This window comes from Chrysosporum bergii ANA360D (genome assembly GCF_029891735.1).
Classification (GTDB): domain Bacteria; phylum Cyanobacteriota; class Cyanobacteriia; order Cyanobacteriales; family Nostocaceae; genus Umezakia; species Umezakia bergii.
On the sequence record NZ_JANQDH010000116.1, the window covers coordinates 40,973 to 62,953 of the forward strand.

Below are 21,981 nucleotides of genomic sequence, written 5' to 3' on the forward strand. Positions count from 1 at the left end.
AGATACTAAAAGGTAAGCTACATTTGCTTTCCTCAGTGGCAATTCTCAAAAATGTCCTCCATTAGTTTTCAAATTTCCGTCCTTTTAGTGCTAATTATTGCCAATGGACTGTTTTCTCTGTCAAAAATGGCAATTGTTTCTGCCCGTAAAGTTAGGCTACAACAGCTTGCCAATCAAGGGGACGTCCAAGCCAGGGTAGCATTAGAACTTGCTGAGTCGCCAAATCATTTTTTGTCCACAATTCAAATAGCTATTACCCTTTTAGCTACCCTCACAGGTGCTTTTGCAGCAGTAACAATTACCAACCCCATATCAATATATATTCGGTTAATTCCTTTTCTTGCTCCTTATAGTCAGATCATCGCCTTTTGCTTAGTAGTTATAATCATCACCTGTTTATCCCTGATTGTTGGTGAATTAATGCCAAAACGTCTAGCACTGAACAACCCAGAAGGCATTGCCGCGTTTATGGCTATTCCCATGAAAGGGGTGACCACCCTTGCTTTACCATTGGTATCTTTTCTCAATGCTTGTACAGATGTGATAGTGCAAGGATTAGGCATGACACCCTATATTGAGCCACCAGTCACAGAGGAAGAAATTAAAATCTTAATTGAACAAGGCACAGAAGCGGGAACCTTTGAAGAAGCAGAACAGGATATGGTTGAGCGGGTGTTTCGTTTAGGCGATCGCCCTGCCAGTTCTTTTATGACCCCCCGCCCTGATATTGTCTGGTTAGACTTAGAGGATTCTCCCGCAGAAAACCGCCACAAGATCATTGAAAGTGGTTATTCTCGCTATCCTGTTTGTCAGGGAGGATTAGATAATGTCCTGGGTATAATTGCTGTCACTGATTTGTTAGCTGGCTGTTTCCGCAATGAACCTATGGACTTAACAACAGGATTGCGCCAGCCCGTATTTGTGCCAGAAATTACTCATGGTTTAAAGGTGTTGGAGTTATTCAAACAAACCATTACATACATAGCTTTAGTAGTGGATGAATATGGTGTGATTCAAGGATTAGTCACTCTCAACGACATCATGAGCGAAATAGTGGGTGATGTTCCCGAAGAACCAGGAGAGGAACAGCCACAAGCAGTACAACGAGAAGACGGTTCTTGGTTATTGGATGGAATGTTACACATAGACGAGTTTTATGAACTGTTTAATTTAGAAGAATGGGAAATTGGCAAAAGAGGTAGTTATCAGACACTAGGTGGTTTTGTCATCAATCATCTTGGGCGTATCCCCGTAGCCGCAGATTATTTTATCTGGCGTGGTATGCGTATTGAAGTCATGGATATGGATACTAACCGTGTTGATAAGGTGTTAGTCATACCCATGGTAGATGAAGAAGTAGCCAATCAGTCTAAGGGCGAATATTAATCAATTTTGGATTTTGGATTTTGGATTACACCCTAACTTTGGGATAACCGCTTAATTTCATCACCTGCTAACATTTCATGGGCTTTGGCTAACAGGTGAGGAATTTTCTCGGCGTGGGGGCTATGGGTAAGAATTGGTTGTAGGTCTAATTCATCTAAACGGTCTGCTTTGTTACCAGGAAACCAGTGACCACCATTACCGAGTAAGTTGTAACGAGCTTTGGCGTAGTCTACTAAATCGTAGGCCATGGCTAAATTTAATAACCACAAAATCACACGAATATTCACTTGTCCCGGCGTTTCCTCAAGAGTGGGTAAGTTAGTATCCCAAGTTTTTACCCAGTCTTCTCCTAAAATAGCTATAGCCTCCTGTTCTAAGTTCTGTAAAATTGGCGGTAAAATTTCTTGAGCTTGATCTAGATATTCTAAGCTTTTGAGATGTTCATCAAAGTCTCCGGGTTTAGCCGCACCCACACTCAAGGTATGTACCTGTTCATGGCTGAGACAAAATAAATCATTAAAGACCATGGGACTTAATGGGGCGCAAAGATTAACTAACTTTTGTGGTGGGTTATATAACCTTCCCCCTTTATCCGAGGGACTAATAATAAACACCCCCATGTCATGACGGTTAGCTGCTTTAATTGCTTCCCAGTTCCATTGATTAATGTAGTACCAATGCAAATTAACATAGTCAAACTGATTAGTATTAATTGCTTGGATAATCACATCTTGAGAACCATGAGTAGAAAAGCCAATAAATCTCACTTTTCCTTCTGCTTGTAACTGCTGGGCTATTTCTAGGCAGCCGCCAGGACGCATACTATAGTCTAAAGATTCCCCATGGTTGATGCCGTGTAAACCGAGTAAATCAACATAATCTAACTGAAGATTTGCTAGTGACTGTTCAAATTTTTGGCGAAATTCTTGCGCATCTGCAACTGGGCAGACTTTTGTTTGTACAATTAACTTTTCCCTGGGGAACTGGGGCAATATTCTCCCCAATTGCATTTCTGATGTACCATAACCACGGGCAGTTTCAATGTGATTAATTCCCACAGACAAAGCTTGGCTGATAGTCGCTTCTAAATTTGCCTGACTATCCGCAGGAATTTCGGAATTAGCAACATCTTGCCATTTAAATTGATATCTCATGCCACCACAAGAAAAAACAGGCATTTGTAATTCTGTGCGGCCAAACCTTCTATATAGCATTAGTTGATTTTTTCGGTTATTTCCACGGTTTGACATTCCCCAGCCTAAAGTAGTGCGGGCATCTTGGCGGCTACTTACAGAATTTAATGTTAAATTCTAAACAGGCTCTTGCAATTCAGCAGTGCGGATTGAAAGCAGCTTTGTTTGATTACCGCGTTGTACTTTCACCTGTAATAACTGACCCAGACGGCTGTTTTCCACTAAGTTCTGTAATTGGTCGGCACTGGTGACAGGTTCGCCATCAATTTGGAAAATCACGTCACCGCGTCGTATACCTGCGGAGGCAGCAGGGGAATTAGGTATAACTCGCATTACCAAAATACCGTTAATTTCTGGTATTTGAATGGGAGAATTAGGGTCAGTGTTATTTTGTCTGGCTAGCTCAGGGGTTAAAGTTATCATTTGCACGCCTAAATAGGGGTGAATAACTTTACCGTCTCGTTGCAATTTTAAAGCAATTTCTTTGGCTTTATCAATGGGAATGGCAAAGCCAATACCCATAGCATCGGGACGAATGGCGGTGTTAATACCGATAACTTCCCCGCGTTCGTTTAATAGGGGACCGCCGGAGTTACCAGGATTAATAGCAGCATCGGTTTGAATAAAATCTAAGCGTTTGTCAGCGATGCCAACTTGGGCGCTAGAACGTTTGAGAGTGCTGACAATTCCCAAGGTGACTGTATTATCAAATCCTAAAGGATTACCCACAGCGATCGCCCAGTCTCCCACTTGTACTGTATCGGAAGAACCCAAAGCAGCAACGGGCAAATCTTGATCGGGATTAATCTTGACGACTGCTAAATCTGTGATTTCATCAATTCCTTGAACTTTGCCTTCATAACTGCGACCATCTTTCAACCGCACTGTGACTTTATCAGCATTATCAACTACATGGGCGTTGGTCAAAACCAAACCACGTTTATCAATAATGAACCCAGAACCCAAACCGCGTAATTGTTCAGGTGGTAACTGTTGCGGGAAACCATCGCCAAAAAATCGCCGAAAGAATGGGTCTTCCATAAATGGGTCTATGCGTCGGGTAATGGTGCGTTCTGTGTCAATACGTACTACTGCTTTACCCACACGATTTACAGCTGCTGTAACAAAGCTAGTGCTACCAAAAGTCGCATTTACTGGTGATTGCTTTTGAGTAATTATATCTGAACCATCGGTAACATTGATCAAATCAGGTGCGGGTTCTGCGTGAGAAGGCAATACCTGAAAACTGGCCACAGTTAGGGCTGCACCCAAAATTACGGCTAACAGATATGAACTCAATTGACGTATAGAACTTGATATTTGCGGGAATTTCATGATCACAAGCTCATGTAATAGGTTAACTTTTCTTGGGAGTTCGCAACCACAATTACATTTATGGGTACGAGTTGAAAGAGATTTTTTCACAATTGCACCACAATTACTGCATTTTTGTGATGTGTAATGTGGAGCAACAGCAACAACCACACTGTTAAATTTCACAGCAAAATATTTTAACCATTTCCACCTATTCATCCCTTACCTAAAGGACGGTTAAGTTTTTCCGCCAAGCTCCAAAACTTAACCTCATGGGTTTTTAGCCTTTTTCCTGATAAAGTACCTGTAATTAAAGTTAATAGAATATTCAATATCATAGCTATTATGGAGATTCGCCCTTGTTAAGTTCGGGTTTCACACTACCATCATATTCTGGGAATAATCAATCAACAACCTTGATCACTCAGCCAATTTTCTAGGCTAGGATCTGAGTATTACCAGTGCTTCAATAACCATGAACGGATCAAACCAATTAGCTCAAGAATCTTTGTCAGCATCCCAGCCGGTGCAAAATGCTCACAGTCATGATGGCAAGTCAGCCCATTCTCACGTTCATAGTCAAGACTCACTACGGAAAATCGTTAATCGTTTGTCACGAATAGAAGGCCACATTCGCGGCATCAAGACCATGGTACAGCAAGATAGCCCTTGTCCTGATGTGTTACTACAAATTGCGGCTGTGCGGGGGGCTTTGGACAAGGTGGCCAGAATTGTTTTAGATGAACATTTAACAGAGTGTATTGCTAGAGCGGCTGAAGAAGGTAATATGGAGGTGGAAATTGAACAGTTAAAGGCTGCTTTGGATCGGTTTTTGCCTTAATAAGAACAAGCCAAGGCCAGTTGGGCGTGTTGTTGTAGCATATCTTGATCTAGGGGCTGGATATGATATTGGGGAGTGACTGCGAGTAGTTTCTTAATTCTGTCTTTAGCCGCGGCTACAACTGATTCATCTAGGCTACCTTTAGCTAAAGAACTAACAAAATCTTCAGCTATTTTATAAGTACGTTCAATGGATGATGAGTCAATATTCCGGGAAATAATCAACAGGTCACAGCCAGCATCAAAGGCTTTTGCTACTGTTCCAGTTTGGGTAAACATATGTGATACAGCTTTCATATCCAGGTCATCGGAGACGACCACTCCTGTAAAGCCCAATTCTTGCCGCAGTATGTCGTTGAGAATAACAGGGGAGAGGGTAGCTGGCCAATGTGGATCTATTTGGGGAAAGAGAATGTGAGCCGTCATAATCAAGGGAATTTGCTCTGCAATTAAGGCTTTAAATGGGATCAATTCCCGCTTGCTTAGGTCTTCTAATGTCAGGTTAAGTATTGGTAGTTCAATATGAGAATCTTTGCTGGTGTCTCCATGTCCAGGAAAATGTTTAGCACATCCTAAAATTCCCTCTTGCTGAAGTCCTTTGTAGTATTCACAGACATTTTTAGCTGTTGCTTCTGGGGTGCGCCCAAAGGCACGAGGCCCGATAATTGGATTTTCAGGATAGGAAAAAATATCGGCTACAGGAGACCAAGAAAGATTTATTCCTAAAGACTTTAATTCTAGTGCTGTGGCTTCGGCTACTCTACGTACTCGGTGGGGGTGTTTCTCTTCTTGGGGAGATGGTAATAACAAGGGGTAAGGAAATCGAGTAATTGGTGGTGGTGTCCGCACTACTCTCCCCCCTTCGTGATCCAAGGTCATCAACATTGCATCACGTCCTGTATATTTTCTGATTTGCTCATTGAGCTTGTGGAAGCTTTCTAGCCAAACTTGATAACGGTTACCATGTAGAAAGTTTTTGGCAAAGAATATTACCCCAACTGGTTGTAATTCACTGAGGAGGCGTTTGTCATCATCATTTAAGCAAGTACCAGACACCCCAACTATTAAGTGATGCCCAAAAGATTCTAATTCTTGAGTTTTTACCATAATATTTTACCTTACCTTGGTATTTTCACAATCCAAAAAGATTTTACTAACTTTTTAATTTCTCTGCTTCAATGAGGCGAATAGAAAGAATGGTTTCCGCTATAACCCGATGAAATACGTAATACCAACCACGCCAACCATTAAAAATCCAACCTTCAATAATTAAGCAATAGAAAAACACCATCCCAGGGGCTAAGATTTTTTTTCTGCGAATACGATCAACCCAATCAAGTTGATTAACGGGAGTTTCTAGTATTTTCTTGGCTTCTAGGAGTGTATAGCGTTCTTGTGACCATAACCAACGACTGAAGGGTTTACGATCATCGTGGTATAAATAACTGGAAAGCAGGGCGGATTTACCAGTGAGTTGTAAAACTTGTGTGTGTCCGTCATCAATATAGGTGGCTTTACTTTTTTGAAACAAAACTTGACGGGGAGGAAGTATTCTAGTATTGCGAACAGGCTTGCCTAATACACAGTACTTGAACCGGACAAAGTAGCCATCAATTTCTCCGTCTACAGGTAAGGTGGCCATTTCAGAGATTAAATCATCTGTAACTAGATAATCCGCATCCAGAGACAAGACCCAGGGGGATTGGACTTGCTCTAAGCCGTAGTTCCATTGTTGAGCGTGGGTGTCGAATTGGCGCTTAAATAGCTCAACTTGGGAATAAGAGTTGAGAATTTCTAGGGTTGTGTCGGTGCTATAGCTATCAACAACTATGATTTTTTCCGCCCACGTGAGTTGCTGGAGTGTGCGCTCAATATTGGCTGCTTCATTATAGGTCAGAATCACAGGGGTAATCTTTTCTAACATTGATACAATGCCATGAGAATTATTGACATAGGAGTTTGTAATTGACTCTTGTTATTGGATAGCATAAATAATCCGAAATTTATCAATTTATTTGATTAGGTTATATTAGTATATAAATAAACAATATTGACTCTTTACTAAAGAATAACACTTAGAGGATATGACAGTCAAATTACTGAGAAGAGAAGTTTTTCTAGAGGCAATGACAGAATACCTGCCAAATGTAACGGATTGCAACGTATAATGAGAACGATAAAACGATCAAAAAATATTGAAAGGCAGTAAGTTTAAATGCGAGTAGCGATCGCGGGTGCTGGTCTAGCAGGGTTATCCTGCGCGAAATATCTCACAGACGCAGGTCACACTCCCATTGTCTTGGAGCGCCGGGATGTATTGGGTGGTAAAGTGGCTGCGTGGAAAGACGCTGATGGAGACTGGTACGAAACGGGTCTACACATCTTTTTTGGCGCATATCCGAATATGTTGCAGCTATTTAAAGAATTGGATATTGAAGATCGATTGCAGTGGAAAGAACACACAATGATCTTCAACCAGCCCGAAGCGCCAGGAACTTACAGTCGTTTTGATTTTCCGGATTTACCAGCTCCCTTAAATGGTGTAGTGGCAATTCTGAGAAATAACGATATGCTGACATGGCCGGAAAAAATTAAATTTGGATTAGGTCTAATCCCGGCTATGGTTCAAGGGCAGAAGTACGTTGAGGAAATGGACGAATACTCTTGGACAGAGTGGCTGCGTAAGCAGAACATTCCCGAACGGGTCAACAAAGAAGTTTTTATTGCCATGTGCAAGTCTCTCAACTTTATCGGACCCGATGAAATTTCTGCTACCATCTTATTAACGGCTCTCAATCGCTTTCTCCAAGAAAAAAAAGGGTCAAAAATGGCGTTTTTAGATGGTTCACCCACAGAACGCTTATGTCAGCCCATAGTGGATTACATCACGGAGGCCGGTGGTGAGGTACGCCTGAACGCACCATTAAAAGAAATTTTGCTTAACCCTGATGGTACAGTAAAAGGATTTTTGCTCAGAGGGTTAAACGGAGCCGAAGATCAAGTGTTGACGGCAGATGTCTATGTATCCGCTATGCCAGTTGACCCTCTGAAGGTGATGTTACCAGAACCTTGGAAAAAATTTGAGTGCTTCCAAAAGCTAGAAGGGCTAGAAGGCGTACCTGTAATTAATGTACATTTATGGTTTGATCGTAAACTAACAGAAATTGATCACCTGCTGTTTTCGCGATCGCCCCTCCTCAGCGTTTATGCTGATATGAGCAATACTTGTCGTGAATATGCTAATCCAGATCGCTCGATGCTGGAATTAGTCTTAGCTCCGGCAAAAGATTGGATCACCAAATCAGATGAGGAAATTGTTACCGCAACCATTGCTGAGTTAGAAAAACTCTTCCCCGACCATTTTGGAGGAGAAAATCCAGCAAAACTGCTGAAATACCATGTGGTGAAAACACCGCGTTCAGTTTACAAAGCGACTCCCGGTCGTCAACAGTACCGCCCCTCTCAAAAAACCCCCATAGCCAACTTTTATTTGACTGGGGATTACACCATGCAACGCTACTTAGCCAGTATGGAAGGGGCTGTACTTTCTGGTAAGCTAACAGCGCAGGCGATCTCTGAAGCACTGCCGGTAGCAAATTCCTCAGACCTGCAAACGCCAACCCGACCGCCCGCAACGAATGCTGCAACTGCCTGATTCCCCTCCGCGCATGAAAACGCTGGTTTCTGTAGACGAGTCTTACAAACTTTGTCGGCAACTTATAGCTAAGTATTCCGCGACTTTTTACCTAAGCACTTTGCTCCTGAGTGAAGAAAAACGCCCTGCTATTTGGGCGATTTACGCTTGGTGTCGCCGCACCGATGAACTGGTGGATGGTCCCGCATCTGCCATGACTACCCCCAAAACCCTAGAGTTATGGGAACAGCAGCTGGAGTCAATTTTTGCTGGACAACCAGTGGAAAATTATGATGTAGCTTTGGCGGACACTGTTCGACGCTTTCCCATCGACATTCAGCCCTTCCGGGACATGATTGCTGGGCAGCAAATGGATTTATATCGCAGTCGCTACGAAACCTTTGAGGATTTATACTTATACTGTTACCGCGTCGCCGGAACTGTGGGCTTAATGTCAACCTCAGTGATGGGATTGGATCAAACCAGAAATACAGCCCCGTGGAACTGTGAACAAGAGCTTTATAGGCCCATTGCTGAAGAAATTGCTTTGGGTATTGCCAAGCAACTCACCAACATCCTCAGAGATGTGGGAGAAGATGCACGACGGGGAAGAATTTATATTCCTTTAGAGGATTTGGCGCGATTCAATTACACTGAGGAAGACTTGTTTAAAGGTGTAGTAGATGATCGCTGGCGTTGTTTGATGCAGTTTCAAATTAAAAGAGCCAGAGAATTTTATACTAAAGCCCAAAGAGGTATTACTTACCTATCACCTGATGCCCGGTGGCCTGTATGGGCGGCTCTCATGCATTACAGTCGAATTTTAACCATAATTGAAGGCAACGACTACAACGTATTTACTCGCCGTGCCTACGTACCCCAATGGCAAAAATTATCTTCTTTGCCGGTGGCGTGGATGCGATCGCAAGTACTTTAAACAACCTCCCTTAATTCCCCATCCGCCCAGGGGTGGGGATACATCAGGACGGGGCGACAGCCCCAACTTAATTTTTTAGAAGCAATTTTTTTTTAATGGTTGACTAAATCAAAAAACTTTGCTAATATTAATATCTGTAACCCACCTGGAGAGGTGGCTGAGTGGTCGAAAGCGACAGATTGCTAATCTGTTGTACGGCAGGTAACTCCGTACCGAGGGTTCGAATCCCTCCCTCTCCGTTTTGAGAATAAAATAGGCTGAAAACCCTTGAGGTTTAGTTTTGGAGTCTGGCGGTAAAACTTAGCCTTCTTTTGGGCAAGGTATGAAAGCTAGTAGAATCCCCCCGGGTTTACTCCGGGGATTGTCAATAACAATTCATAACTAAAAAAATGTTTACTACTGTAGGTAGATGCTATGATTTATGGCTTAGTTTCGGAGATTGTCAATCCAAGGAGTAAATTAAATGCCAAGAATTAACACTGCCCTAGCCTTGAGTATACTTACTCTAGCTACGGGTTTCTTTTTAGGTGCTTGCGAAAATGCTAGTAACACCAACAGCACAACTAATAGTCAAGGGCTAAAAGTTGGTACTTTACTACCAACAACCGGTGATTTAGCCTCCATCGGACAGCAAATGGTAGGCTCTGTTCCTTTATTACTGGACACTGTTAACGCTTGCGAGGGGGTTAATGGACAACCAGTAACTATAGTGGAAGTAGACGACCAAACCGATCCTAGAGCGGGTGCTGCTGGTATGACTAAATTGGCAACTCTGGATAAAGTGGCGGGTGTGGTAGGTTCCTTTGCTAGTAGTGTTTCCACTGCTGCTGTCTCAGTTGCTGTACCTAATCAAGTTATGATGGTTTCCCCTGGTAGTACCAGTCCAGTTTTTACCGAAAAAGCACAAAAAGGAGACTTTAAGGGTTTTTGGGCGCGCACTGCTCCCCCTGATACCTACCAAGCACTAGCATTAGCTCAACTAGCCAATCAAAAAGGATTTAAGCGAGTTTCTACAGTTGTAATTAATAATGATTATGGGGTTGGATTTGAAAAAGCATTTGTACAAGCTTTTGAAAAATTGGGTGGAACTGTAGTTAATAAAAATAAACCTGTCCGCTATGACCCCAAAGCTCAAACATTTGATACTGAAGCTGCGGCTGCCTTTGCGGATAAGCCAGATGCAGTGGTAGCTGTTCTCTACGCTGAAACTGGTAGTCTCCTCCTCAAAACTGCTTACCAGCAAGGTTTGACTGAAGGTGTACAAATTCTGCTTACAGATGGGGTGAAATCACCCGATTTCCCCGACCAGGTAGGCAAAGGCAGTAATGGCCAATATCTCTTAACTGGGTCTTTGGGTACAGTACCAGGTTCCGATGGTAAGGCCTTGGCAGATTTTAACCGCCTGTGGCAAGAAAAAAAAGGCAGTTCTCCAGGGGAATACGCTCCCCAAACTTGGGATGCTGCTGCTTTGTTGGTGTTGGCAGCACAAGCCGCACAGGAAAACACAGGGGTTGGTATTGCTAATAAAATACGTGAAGTGGCTAATGCACCTGGTACAGAAGTTACTGATGTTTGCCAGGGGCTGAAGTTGCTACGAGAGGGGCAAGACATCAACTACCAAGGGGCAAGTGGTAATGTTGATGTAGATGCTAATGGTGATGTTGTCGGTGTCTATGACGTTTGGACTGTCACAGCCGATGGCAAAATTGAGGTGATTGATAAAGTTAGTCCTACTCCTCAATAATCAATACCACATCTGGGAAGTTGGCAATTCTATCTCACATAGCCCACTTTTGTGGGCTAAAATAGTTATTTATTCAGGTTCGTTCACCCTAGCTTCTAGGGTTTTCACCTGGGTTTGTAATTCCACAATTCTTTGCATATGCGATCGCTCTAGGGAATAACCTAACCACACAAAGCTACCACCGAACATAGTCACAACTCCAGCCAAAATACCAGTTAGCAATGTTACCTGAGAACGAAGATGTTTTACTTCCTGAAGCTGATACTGAGAATTAGTGACAGAATCTAGGTTGCTCTGGGGATTTTCTCTGACTAACTGTGTTTTCGGTTCCTCTGAAGTTTTGAAAGTTACTTTGCTTTGCAGCCAATTAGTAATTAATTGAGAACCGTTATTTTTAAACCACCGCCAAGCAAAAATTCTAAATATTGGCTTGGATGTATGGGAAATAAATTTCAGAAGTACATTGAGAGTACGACCGGGAAATTTGTGGTTAATCAGATTATGAGACCCGACATCATATAAACAATCTAATAGTATCTTTACTGTTGTTTCCTCTCTAGAAATCAAATTTTGCAATAATAGAAAAACATCATGTATACGTTCTTCTTGTATTTGCTTTTCTACTACGAACTTTTTGTTATTATTGGCTAGTTTATCTGGTTTATTCATATGTATAAACTCTAATTGTTTTGCAAGAATTATTTTTTATAATACCAATATCAACAAATACTCTAAAAATCTATCCTAGGTATTAAAAAGGCAAAAGTTACATTTACCTTTGCCTTTCATATTCTAAATTATCTGATTAGAAGCCGGAGAAATTGTAACCAACTCCTAACAACAAACCAACATCAGTGTCGTCAAAAAATCCAGCATTGAGGGAAGCTGTAGCGGTGAATTGGGCATTTAGGGGAAAATCAACACCACCAGATACTAACAAAGCAGTTTTTGAATCATCACCAGTTTTAATAGCTGCACCTACTCCAACATAAGGCGCAAAGGCCAAAGGTTCATCAAATGGATCAGGCTGTTGCAATTTAAAGTCGTAGGTAACAGGAATCAAGATAGTAGTGTTGTTACCAAACACTGCTGACGGTCTGAGGGATATGGTATTTGTCACTCCCACTTTACTTATAACTGCAAAATTACCGTCACCTAAAGATGAGTCACCACCACCTAAACCAATGTTACCAGCCACGCCAATATAGCTTCCCCCTCCACGAGTAGCTCCACCAAAAACAATATCTGCTTGTGCTACCTGAGTAGGAAAAAATTGAGCAGTTGGTTTTGATTCAGAAGTAAGAGCAGCTGATGAAGTTATCGCCGTCCCTGGTATAGGTGTGAGTGCTGCATCAGCAACTTGCTGATTATGAGCTTGGGGAAACTGCTGTAACAGTATGGTATCCACAGATGTTGCATTTACAGAAGAACCAGCCAGCAGGTGAGTATGTGCTGTTTCAGCAACAGCAGGTAAACCACCACTCAACACTGTCAGGGCGGCTAAAGCGGGTAAGTAAAACCAACTGTTGCGTTGACGTAGGGTATCGAAGACGGGAAAAATATTCACATTCACTCCTAACGAAATATTGTGGCTACGGACATTTTGTGATGATGATTCCAACAAATCTGCCGATATTCAAACTTTAACATTAGAAAATCAGTTATTATATCTTTAAGTGGATATAAATTGTGATAAAAATACTGTCTTTTATGTATATAAAACTACCATAAAGAAAGCGATCGCACTGGATTATTGACGGAAATATCAACGGCGAGCAGAGCTAATGGCTTCAGATATAAAGTGACGCTGGAATCCCACGCCTTGATAGCGTGGGAAGTGTCAATAACTTTTTTATAGAGGTACAACCGAGGGTGCAACGGTAGCACTCACTATTTCTTCGGCTGTATAGGCATTAGGAGATACCTTATAGACATGAGGGCTGGTTTGCGAAATAGTCATCAGAGATTGGCGGACCTGAGCATTTACCGCCACAGTCTTGACATCATACATTTGCATAGTGAACTTAGGGTACAACCCGATACCCACAATTAGCACTAAAAAACAGGCAGCAATAAACAATTCACGGGGTTTAACATCACTATAGATGGTTTGATTAGGTAGCAAGCAGTCAGTACCAAAACAAGCTGTTCCTTCGCTCTCCTGATTTTCAAAAGCTGCATTATTAATGTTACACATTAGTCCAGCACTAGTGCCATAAAATACCTTGCGCAGCAAATTGAGCAGATAAATCGGCGTGAGAATAACTCCCACTGCGGCCAGGAAAACTGTGACAATGCAGAAAGTTGAACTGTAGACATCACTGGTAATTATGCCCACAAACACCGATAGTTCCCCCGCAAAGCCACTCATCCCAGGGAGGGCTAGGGAAGCCATGGCGCTGATTGTAAATAATGCGAATGCTGTGGGCATCAGCTGACCAATACCGCCCATATCATCCATTGACATGGTGCGGGTGCGATCATAAGTGACACCTGCCAAGAAAAACAGCACCGAAGCAATCAAACCATGAGAAATCATCTGTAACATTGCGCCGTTCATGCCCACATCAGTAAAAGAGGCAATACCCAGCAGTACAAATCCCATATGAGAAATCGACGAATAAGCCAACCGACGCTTCATATTCGATTGAGCCAAGGAGTTCAACGCACCATAGATAATGTTGACAACCCCCAAAATAGCTAGAACTGGTGCAAAGTATATGTGTGCATGGCTAAAAATTTCCAAATTCAAGCGAAGCAGTCCGTATCCCCCCATTTTCAGGAGTACACCAGCCAAAATCATAGATACTGGTGACGAAGCCTCTCCGTGGGCATCAGGCAACCAAGTGTGCATGGGGAACACAGCCAACTTCACCCCAAAGGCAATCAGCAATCCTGCATACAATAGGAGTTCCAAACTCAAGGGGTAATCCTTCAGTTTTAGGGCAGAGAGATCAAAAGTGACATTACCACCACCGTAGAGAGCCATGGCTAATGCTGCCACGAGAATGAATATGGAAGCCGCAGCCGTATACAGCAAGAATTTTGTAGCTGCGTAACGTCGCTTTTGCCCGCCCCAAATGGAAATCAGTAGGTATACGGGAATTAGCTCCACTTCCCACATGATGAAAAACAGCAGTAGGTCTTTGGCTACAAATACCCCCACCTGCGCAGAGTACAACACAAGCATGAGGAAATAGAAAAGCCGGGGTCTGCGATCAACTTGCCAAGCTGAAAAAATTGCCAGTGTTGTCACCAGTCCGGCTAAAAGTACAAAGGGCATTGATAACCCATCCACAGCCACTGCCCAACTCAAACCCAACTCAGGTATCCAGGTATAATTCTCTTCCATTTGCCAAGCAGCATTGCTAGGATCGTAATGCTGCCAAAAGGTATAGGACATTGCGATTAAATCAGTAATTCCTACACCCAAAGCATACCATCGTACCCACTTGCCATCTTTATCCGGTAGTATAGGAATTGCCAAAGCAGCAATGAATGGTAGTAGGACAATCGCGGTTAGCCAGGGAAATTGATCCGCCATTATATCAATAAGAAAAAATATCTATCTATAGATCATCTCACAACATAGCGTATTTTTTAATAATTTCTTAATAATTATTGTTTGGTGGTGGAGGATTATAGAAATTTATTCATCAGCCAATTTCCCCCATTTATCCGCTTGGGGAAGTGAAACCTGATGTTGTGACTCTAGCCAACGTTCAGCGTCAATAGCGGCCATACAGCCGGTTCCTACAGCGGTGGCGGCTTGGCGATATACATAGTCTTGAGCATCACCACTAGCAAACACGCCTGTAATATTTGTATAGGTTGAATTGGAGACAGTACGGATATATCCTTTACTGTCCATATCTAGCCATCCCTGGAAAATTTTTGTATTTGGCTGATAACCAATAGCCACGAATAAACCTGCTACGGGTAGGGTATATGTCTGTTCAGTTGGAATATTTTTCAGCAGTAGTCCTTGTACTTCCTCGGTTCCTAAAACATCTTCAACTAATGTATTCCAAATAAAGTCAATCTTTTCTTTGGCAAAAGCACGCGCTTGTAAGATTTTAGCAGCACGCAATTTTTCCCGGCGGTGAATAACATAAACCCGGGCACAAAAGCGCGTTAAGAAGATGGCATCTTCTATGGCCGTGTCCCCCCCTCCCACAATTGCGACTTCCTGTTCTCGGAAAAAAGCTCCGTCACAGGTGGCGCAGGATGACACACCACGACCTAAAAGCCTTTTTTCGTTTTTTAACCCCAGGTACTTCGGACTAGCACCAGTAGCAATAATTACGGCATCAGCCAACAAAGTTTTTTCCTCGTTCAAAATCAGGTGAAATGGTGGCTGTGAAAAATCTACAGATGTAATCATGCCATAACGCAATTCTGCACCAAAGCGAACCGCTTGGGCTTCAAAGTGCTGCATTAATTCAGGACCAAGAATACCATTGACAAAACCTGGATAGTTTTCTACTTCTGTAGTGGTGGCCAGTTGACCCCCCGGTTCTGGTCCCCTAATTACTAGTGGCTTGAGGTTAGCCCGTGCTGCATAAATAGCAGCAGTTAGTCCTGCTGAACCAGCGCCGATGATAATCACTTGACGATGCTCGGAATTGACAACATTCATTTTTCCGGTTTTTCTCTCAACAGCTTTGAGAGTAAGTAAATTTGATGTCTCTTGTGTTTTTTTTGGGTGACAGTTCCAAATTATCAATACTCAAGCGGCTTGACATCCTTCCTTTGCAAGACTATCTGGCATCGGTGGGGACTTTATACTATGACTTAAGATGCACCATTAGATTGATGCTGATTTGTAAATGTTGTCATCACGATTAAGATAATGAAGTATCATGAGGTAAGATATTATGTTTATACCCCTTGGTTTTGGTGAAAAATATGTCATGACCACACTGGGCAGAATGGCTTATTATGCCCCGGTGGGGAAACCTTGGTCTAATTTGACTATTGAACCGTCAAGCAATCGTACTTTAGTATTTTTACACGCCTTTGGCGGTGGGTCTTCTGCTTACGAGTGGTCTAAAGTTTATCCAGCTTTTACTGTAGATTATCACATTGTTGCACCAGATTTAATTGGCTGGGGGAGGTCTGACCATCCAGCCCGTAAGTATGGAATTGATGACTATATTCGCAACATCATTGAATTTGTAGAAAAAACCTGTAATCTGCCCGTAACTGCCATTGCTTCCGGTTTAACGGCTGCTTTTACCATTCGCGCCGCCATTGAGCGTCCAGATTTATTCAAATCCTTAATTTTAACCACCCCAGCAGGTTTAGCAGAATTTGGACAGGACTACAGTCGTAGTATTGCGGCTCAAGTAGTGAAAGTCCCTGTTTTTGATCGTTTATTATATCTGTCTGGGGTGGCGAGCAGTTTGGGAATTCGCAACTTTTTAGAACAACGGCAATTTGCTCGTGCCTCACGGGTTTATCCTGAGATTGTCGAAGCTTATCAACAATCTGCTCAACAATTCAATGCAGAATACGCAGCTCTGGCTTTTGTCCGTGGAGATTTAGTTTTTGATTTATCCCAATATATCACGCGCTTAACCGTGCCCACTGCCATCATTTGGGGGCAAAAAACGGAATACACGGGGCCAGAAGTTGGTCGCCGTTTAGCGGAAATGAACCCACAAGCAATCCGGATTTTCTGTCATCTTGAAGATGTAGGCTTAACTCCCCAACTAGAACTACCAGGGGTGACTATTGGATTAATTCGCAAGTTTTTGCTTGTACTACAGTCAGAAGAGACTCAAGATGCTGCTGTTGATGGAGCCGGCACTATTTCTATTTCGGTATAAGTTCATCTTATCCTGGATGTGTAAAGGTGGCTATAAGCGGGCAAGTTGCCCGCTATGTAATATTTTGATGATATTTTTATAGGATGTGCCTCTACACTGATTGCATTACTGGTGATTACCTGCTTATATTATGAGTTAACGCCCAGTAATTCCCAATTATGGCACATGAAGCATCTATTCAGAAAAATCGGCAGACTTGCTCAGGACGAAAAATTTATACAGCTGATAGAAAACTTTGAGGTTCTGGTCTCTAAGGTGTTGTCATTAGCAATGCTAGTGGTAATCATAGTGACTATTTTTGATTTAGTAGTTTATCTAATTAATGAACTATTTACTAGTCCTTATGGCAGATTTAATCAAACTTTATTTACGATTTTTGGATTATTTTTAAATATTTTAATTGCTTTAGAAATATTAGAAAATATTACTGCCTACCTGCGAAAACACGTTGTTCAGGTGGAATTAGTTATTGTTACTTCTTTAATTGCTGTGTCCCGTAAAATTATTATTCTTGATTTAGGAAAAGTAACTGGTGTTGATATTATTGGTTTAGGTGTTGCGGTTTTGTCCCTATCCATTAGTTATTGGATTATTCGTAACAGCAATATCAGACATTAAGGTTTATAGGATATAGCATTTCTTAAACACAAAGTGAAATCTTGTAGTGCGGGCATCTTCTCTGCTGTGACTGCTTAAGTAATATTATTGACATAAAAGATATCAAGAAACATAGTTAAAATGACTAGTTAAAATGACTGAGGCGTAAACCCATCAACTGGCTTTCATCCTTTGCCTGAAGGACGGTTAAGTTTTTCCGCCAGGCTCCAAAACTCAACCTTAAGGGTTTTCAGCTTATTTTATCATACGAAATAGGTCTTTTATGTTATGATTTGGGTTTAAGGTTGTGGCCAAGTATTCAGCCATAACCTTTTTTGACGGTAAGTAAATCTGTAAAGCTATAGTGTATTTAGCAATGCTGCTGTTGGCGTGGTCATGGTTAACCCCTACTGCCAGGTATTTTTGATGAATTTGTTTGCAAAGACACTCTAACTCGATGACAGGCAAAAACACAAGACATAATGCATTTCTCCGGCTAGTGTCTGGTAATGCAGGACCTTATGGCTCTGAATCTCGCTACTCCCTGCTAACTAGTAAAGAGGTCGTAATTGGACGTGACCCCACTTGCCAAATTGTCTTGGATGCTCTGACTTATCGCATGGTATCTCGGCGTCATGCTGTGGTTCGTCCCCTCTCTTCGTCTATTGATGGTAAATTTAGCTGGCTACTTTGTGATTTAAATAGTGCCAATGGCACTTTCTTAAATGGAAAGTGCTTGTTTGAATGTCAGGAATTACACGCAGGCGATCGCATTTCTCTGGGTTCTGATGGACCGCAATTTATTTTTGAGTATGATTTGATTTCTCAGCCCACAGAAATGAGCAAACAAGTCAAACCCCTACCGTCAGCTTCTCAAAATAACGGTCACACTGATTTAAAACAGCCGGATTCAGTGAGTTTTACCCAACTGTTTCCCATTATTTCCACTGGTAAGGATTTAACTCGCAAGGCTTACTTAATACCGGGAATACTGACTGTGATCTTTGTGGTACTGATGTTTGCTACAGTGGGTCGCCCCCAAGCTAATCAAGTGATTGTGGCAACTTATATCGCATCAGCTGCTTACTATTTTGTTTACCAACTGTGCGGTAAACAAAAGCCTTGGTGGGTACTAGTGGGAACAGCATTGAGTACAACTTTTATTTTGCTGAGTCCTTTATTGAATTTGTTTATTTTTGTGTTTCGGGTGATTTTGCCTGGTAGTTTACCTTCACCTGAAGAGCCTACCACGTTTACAGAATTGCTGGTAAGAATGTTCTTTGGTGCGGGGTTAATGGAAGAGTTACTTAAGGCCTTACCTCTCATTGCTGCCTATTTCATAGGTCGGGGTTTAACCTCGCCTTGGCGGGAACGCGTCGGTATTTGGGAACCTTTGGATGGTATTCTCTTGGGTACAGCTTCTGCTATTGGCTTTACTTTGCTGGAAACTCTGGGGCAATATGTGCCACAAATTACGCAGCAGGTAGGTATAGGGGCGGCTGGTCAATTGGTGGGATTTCAATTGCTAATTCCCCGCATTCTCGGTTCGGTAGCCGGACACATGGCTTACAGTGGCTATATGGGATATTTTATTGGCTTGGCTGTACTTAAGCCCCGCATGAGTTGGCAGATTCTCTCCATTGGTTATATTAGCGCCTCTGCTCTCCATGCTTTATGGAATGCCACAGGCTCCATTAATGCTTTACTGTTGGTGGTGGTTGGGGTGGTGTCCTATGCGTTTTTAATGGCAGCAATTCTCAAAGCACGGGTGTTATCACCAACGCGATCGCAAAACTTTGCTACCCGGTTTATCGATCCAAAGTAGGGGAGTAGTGAAGTATCTTGACACTCCCCGGACTAAACGCACGGAGGTTATACATTATACTTTTAGAATTTGCTCTAATTCAGGTTTTCACCAAAGGGTTAATGTTGAGACTGAAAGGTTTTTAATTGTCTGAAAGCATAATCAGCGATCGCCACACTAATCTTAGCTTGTTCAATTTCTGATAATGTGAGCCAATCTTGATGTTTAACTTGACTAATCATCAAGGTTAAGTCTGGGGATTTACTACTACGCATAGCATGGACAAAGGGACGAGTTAAAACCAATAGATCATCTACATCCCAAGCAGGTAATACAGATTTCACGCATTGCACTAGTCTATCACTTATGGATTGTTGGCTGGCGGAAATTTCAGCAGCTTTCTTGGCTATGGAGTTTAGCCAGCTTGGGGGTACAATATGGGCAAAAGCTGAATTTAAAGAAACTTGCAAATGATCCACAGCTGACTTATTCGGATTGCTTTTGTAATTTGAGGTAGTTACAACTTCAGACCAAAGCTGATCTAATGTTTCATAAAAGGCTAGGGAATTTGCACTTAAGGTTTCATCTAGCCAATCTTGGGTGACAAACTGTTGTTCTAATTGGCTAAAATAAGCTTCAGATTCAACATCAGCCGGAGTCCAGGGATAAGTAGCATCTTCTGGCGTTAGTAGTGTATCTAATAATTCTAATTCTATTTCAGACTTTAAAGTCATGAAAGTATCTGATACATTATTATTTTTAGTCATTTGTCGATTCCTGGTTTTTTATTTATTTATCAATATTGACAGATACAACTGCCAAGATTATTTTTCCGCAAAACTAGGTAACAGTTTTGATATGTAAATTAGTATAAGCTGTTTGACACTCCCCACGCTATCCGATGAGATTCCAGCGTCACTGACGTTACTTCCCGAATACCCGACGTTAGCGTTTACACAATCTCCCTCGCTACTATGCGCAAAAATCCTCTAGGGATGGGAGCGACCACAAGAGTTAAAACATCCCACTCTCCCAAGTTCCAATTTTTTTCTAATGGCTGCTAGGAATCCTCAAGGACAAACTGCCAAATCTCACTGTGAGAATTGCCAAACTTTAGCTGCATTCCCGATTGTAAAAGAACTTCCTCACGGAGTATTTGTTGCCAACCATTAGGACTTAAGCACCAGGTTGTACCGTAGGTGGATAAATCTTGCAGGTAATAATTTCTGACTGTGGTTTTACCTGTGAGAGTACTGCGGCATAAAATTTCGGCGTGACGTTTGGAAACAGAAGGTTCCGGAATGACAATATCATTATCTTTGGTGCGACCGATGCGGGTGACTCTTGGTTTAAGAGGCCATGTTTGCCGGCTGGATGAAAGCGATCGCAAATAAGCTGTGGGAATCTGGTAGTTAATATTGGGGGTGATATTATCTGGTAGTTCGGTAATTCCTTCATCAAAACTTTTAATTAATTCTCCGTCAAAATCTGGATGTAGATAAAGAACTGGTAGAGTCCAAGCCAATTGATTGAACTTATACAGTGTTAACAGTTCTTGCCTAGCTTCTGCAACTGCCTGATCAATTGACTTACGCGATCGCAATGCTTCGGTAAAGGCTTGAATAAAACTGTGGCTTTCGTGGTCGGCAATTTGATCACGCATTCCTAAAACCGCAGGTACACCATGACGAATTAATACTTCTGCCAAACTGCTGGCGGGAATGGCTTGATGATTGATAGCTGCGGGACCAGCGCCCCAGCAAGCATTAAAAACTGCTAGTTTTAGACCTGTCCGGGTTAATACTTGTGCTAATTCAATACCATTGAGGGTCATTTGTGGACGCAAACAGAATAGTCCTCCATCGGGTCCAGGTAGTCCATGACCAGCATAAAAGAAAACGTTATAGGCTGAGGTTTCTAACTCTTGAATTAGGTCTTGGGGTGTGGGTTGCAGGAGTGTTTTAACCATGCAGGGTGCAGATTCCTGAGAGTTGCTACTGGCAATAATTTTTTCTAAGATAGCCGCTTCCTTTGCCAGTTGTAGGTTTTCATCATGTCCCAAGACCAACAATATATTTAAAGCCTGATCGGTTCGCAAATAAGGTAAGGGTTCAACTTCACTGGTGGTACGACTAAAGAGCAAATCTGGCGAGAGGGACATGGCCGGTTGGCCGGGGTCGCCCTGCATAATTTCCCAAGGTAGGGCAATTAGATCGGGGTCACGAATTTCTAACCGAAAACGCAAGGGTTTATACTGCCCCATGGCTATACCGCGACTACGTTCCAGACTACGCAAAATTGGACCGTTGAATACCCAGCGCCAGAGAGTAATACCTAAGTATTGCATTAGACGACTACTGTAATTAGTTGTCTTTCCTCCAGAGTGTGAGATTAACTTGATGGAGGATGGGTTAACTGACAGTGGCTCTAAACCTGGAGAAATACATAAACCACTGTGTCCAGCAAACATTTGCTGCCATTCTTGCCAAACTTGAGTTAGTTCATCTGACCACACACAGTCATGTAAAACATAACCACTGGGATAGGGAGCCTTGACCACCCAAATGGCGAAGTTATTTTTGCCAGTGTTGATGAGACGGGCGATCGCCAAGTTGAGGGATGCCATGGATTCACTAAACTAAAGGAGTTGACATTCCCCACGCCTTTAGGCGGGGGATTCCAGCGTCACTGGCGTTACTTC

Annotated in this window: 18 protein-coding genes, 1 tRNA gene and 1 pseudogene; 9 read left to right on the forward strand and 11 right to left on the reverse strand. The window is 42.3% G+C overall.

Going from position 1 to position 21,981, the window contains the following annotated elements; genetic code table 11:
* Positions 1–51: 51 nt before the first annotated feature.
* Positions 52–1,386 (forward strand): hemolysin family protein, encoded by a 1,335-nt coding sequence (locus tag NWP17_RS16755; protein ID WP_280656012.1) that lies wholly within the window; start codon positions 52–54, stop codon positions 1,384–1,386.
* Positions 1,387–1,418: 32 nt separating this feature from the next.
* Here the strand turns inward: NWP17_RS16755 and NWP17_RS16760 are convergent, their stop codons facing one another.
* From NWP17_RS16760 to NWP17_RS17685, 3 genes and pseudogenes are all read right to left on the reverse strand, one after another.
* Entirely contained in the window at positions 1,419–2,600 is a 1,182-nt protein-coding gene (locus NWP17_RS16760; protein ID WP_280656041.1) for an aldo/keto reductase, read from the reverse strand.
* Positions 2,601–2,696: 96 nt separating this feature from the next.
* Positions 2,697–3,914, reverse strand: a complete 1,218-nt coding sequence (locus NWP17_RS16765) for an HhoA/HhoB/HtrA family serine endopeptidase (RefSeq protein ID WP_280656013.1) — start codon at positions 3,912–3,914, stop codon at positions 2,697–2,699.
* A 33-nt stretch (positions 3,915–3,947) separates the two neighbouring features.
* Positions 3,948–4,112: pseudogene (locus NWP17_RS17685) on the reverse strand (zinc ribbon domain-containing protein); the annotation flags it as partial.
* Between the two features lie 256 nt (positions 4,113–4,368).
* Here NWP17_RS17685 and NWP17_RS16770 point away from each other — a divergent pair.
* Positions 4,369–4,734 (forward strand): metal-sensing transcriptional repressor, encoded by a 366-nt coding sequence (locus NWP17_RS16770; RefSeq protein ID WP_280656014.1) that lies wholly within the window; start codon positions 4,369–4,371, stop codon positions 4,732–4,734.
* On the opposite strand, the gene nagZ is transcribed toward NWP17_RS16770, so the two are convergent.
* A complete protein-coding gene (gene nagZ / locus NWP17_RS16775; RefSeq protein ID WP_280656015.1) occupies positions 4,731–5,840 on the reverse strand; it encodes a beta-N-acetylhexosaminidase in 1,110 nt (369 codons plus the stop codon). The two genes, NWP17_RS16770 and nagZ, sit on opposite strands and share 4 nt — an antisense overlap.
* A gap of 46 nt (positions 5,841–5,886) precedes the next feature.
* Positions 5,887–6,657, reverse strand: coding sequence for a glycosyltransferase family 2 protein (locus NWP17_RS16780; protein ID WP_280656016.1), 771 nt, complete (start codon positions 6,655–6,657; stop codon positions 5,887–5,889).
* A gap of 291 nt (positions 6,658–6,948) precedes the next feature.
* Here NWP17_RS16780 and pds point away from each other — a divergent pair, with 291 nt between their 5' ends.
* The 4 genes from pds to NWP17_RS16800 all read left to right on the forward strand — a co-directional run bounded on the left by pds (position 6,949) and on the right by NWP17_RS16800 (position 11,048).
* Entirely contained in the window at positions 6,949–8,388 is a 1,440-nt protein-coding gene (pds, locus tag NWP17_RS16785; RefSeq protein ID WP_280656017.1) for a 15-cis-phytoene desaturase, read from the forward strand.
* Positions 8,372–9,304, forward strand: a complete 933-nt coding sequence (crtB, locus tag NWP17_RS16790) for a 15-cis-phytoene synthase CrtB (RefSeq protein WP_280656018.1) — start codon at positions 8,372–8,374, stop codon at positions 9,302–9,304. The genes pds and crtB overlap by 17 nt, the downstream gene beginning before the upstream one ends.
* A 147-nt stretch (positions 9,305–9,451) precedes the next feature.
* Positions 9,452–9,543 (forward strand) — tRNA-Ser (locus NWP17_RS16795).
* Between the two features lie 224 nt (positions 9,544–9,767).
* Entirely contained in the window at positions 9,768–11,048 is a 1,281-nt protein-coding gene (locus NWP17_RS16800; RefSeq protein ID WP_280656019.1) for an ABC transporter substrate-binding protein, read from the forward strand.
* Positions 11,049–11,117: 69 nt separating this feature from the next.
* On the opposite strand, the gene NWP17_RS16805 is transcribed toward NWP17_RS16800, so the two are convergent.
* The 4 genes from NWP17_RS16805 to trxB form a co-directional block, all read right to left on the reverse strand.
* On the reverse strand, positions 11,118–11,717 hold the full coding sequence (locus tag NWP17_RS16805; protein WP_280656020.1) for a hypothetical protein: 600 nt from the start codon (positions 11,715–11,717) through the stop codon (positions 11,118–11,120).
* A gap of 136 nt (positions 11,718–11,853) precedes the next feature.
* The gene (locus NWP17_RS16810; RefSeq protein ID WP_280656021.1) at positions 11,854–12,621 is read right to left on the reverse strand and encodes a hypothetical protein; all 768 of its coding nucleotides are present in this window, start codon (positions 12,619–12,621) and stop codon (positions 11,854–11,856) included.
* A gap of 279 nt (positions 12,622–12,900) precedes the next feature.
* Positions 12,901–14,595, reverse strand: coding sequence for an NAD(P)H-quinone oxidoreductase subunit 4 (locus tag NWP17_RS16815; protein WP_280656042.1), 1,695 nt, complete (start codon positions 14,593–14,595; stop codon positions 12,901–12,903).
* Positions 14,596–14,697: 102 nt separating this feature from the next.
* On the reverse strand, positions 14,698–15,687 hold the full coding sequence (trxB, locus tag NWP17_RS16820; protein ID WP_280656022.1) for a thioredoxin-disulfide reductase: 990 nt from the start codon (positions 15,685–15,687) through the stop codon (positions 14,698–14,700).
* Between the two features lie 238 nt (positions 15,688–15,925).
* Here trxB and NWP17_RS16825 point away from each other — a divergent pair, with 238 nt between their 5' ends.
* From NWP17_RS16825 to NWP17_RS16835, 3 genes are all read left to right on the forward strand, one after another.
* Complete coding sequence (locus NWP17_RS16825) at positions 15,926–16,879, forward strand: alpha/beta fold hydrolase (RefSeq protein WP_280656023.1); 954 nt, start codon at positions 15,926–15,928, stop codon at positions 16,877–16,879.
* Between the two features lie 165 nt (positions 16,880–17,044).
* Entirely contained in the window at positions 17,045–17,497 is a 453-nt protein-coding gene (locus NWP17_RS16830) for a phosphate-starvation-inducible PsiE family protein (protein WP_280656024.1), read from the forward strand.
* A 436-nt stretch (positions 17,498–17,933) separates the two neighbouring features.
* On the forward strand, positions 17,934–19,301 hold the full coding sequence (locus tag NWP17_RS16835; RefSeq protein ID WP_280656025.1) for a PrsW family glutamic-type intramembrane protease: 1,368 nt from the start codon (positions 17,934–17,936) through the stop codon (positions 19,299–19,301).
* A gap of 98 nt (positions 19,302–19,399) precedes the next feature.
* Here the strand turns inward: NWP17_RS16835 and NWP17_RS16840 are convergent, their stop codons facing one another.
* A complete protein-coding gene (locus NWP17_RS16840; protein ID WP_280656026.1) occupies positions 19,400–20,047 on the reverse strand; it encodes a hypothetical protein in 648 nt (215 codons plus the stop codon).
* A 293-nt stretch (positions 20,048–20,340) separates the two neighbouring features.
* Positions 20,341–21,906: a CHAT domain-containing protein gene (locus NWP17_RS16845; protein ID WP_280656027.1), complete on the reverse strand. Its 1,566-nt coding sequence runs from the start codon at positions 21,904–21,906 to the stop codon at positions 20,341–20,343.
* Between the last annotated feature and the right edge of the window lie 75 nt (positions 21,907–21,981).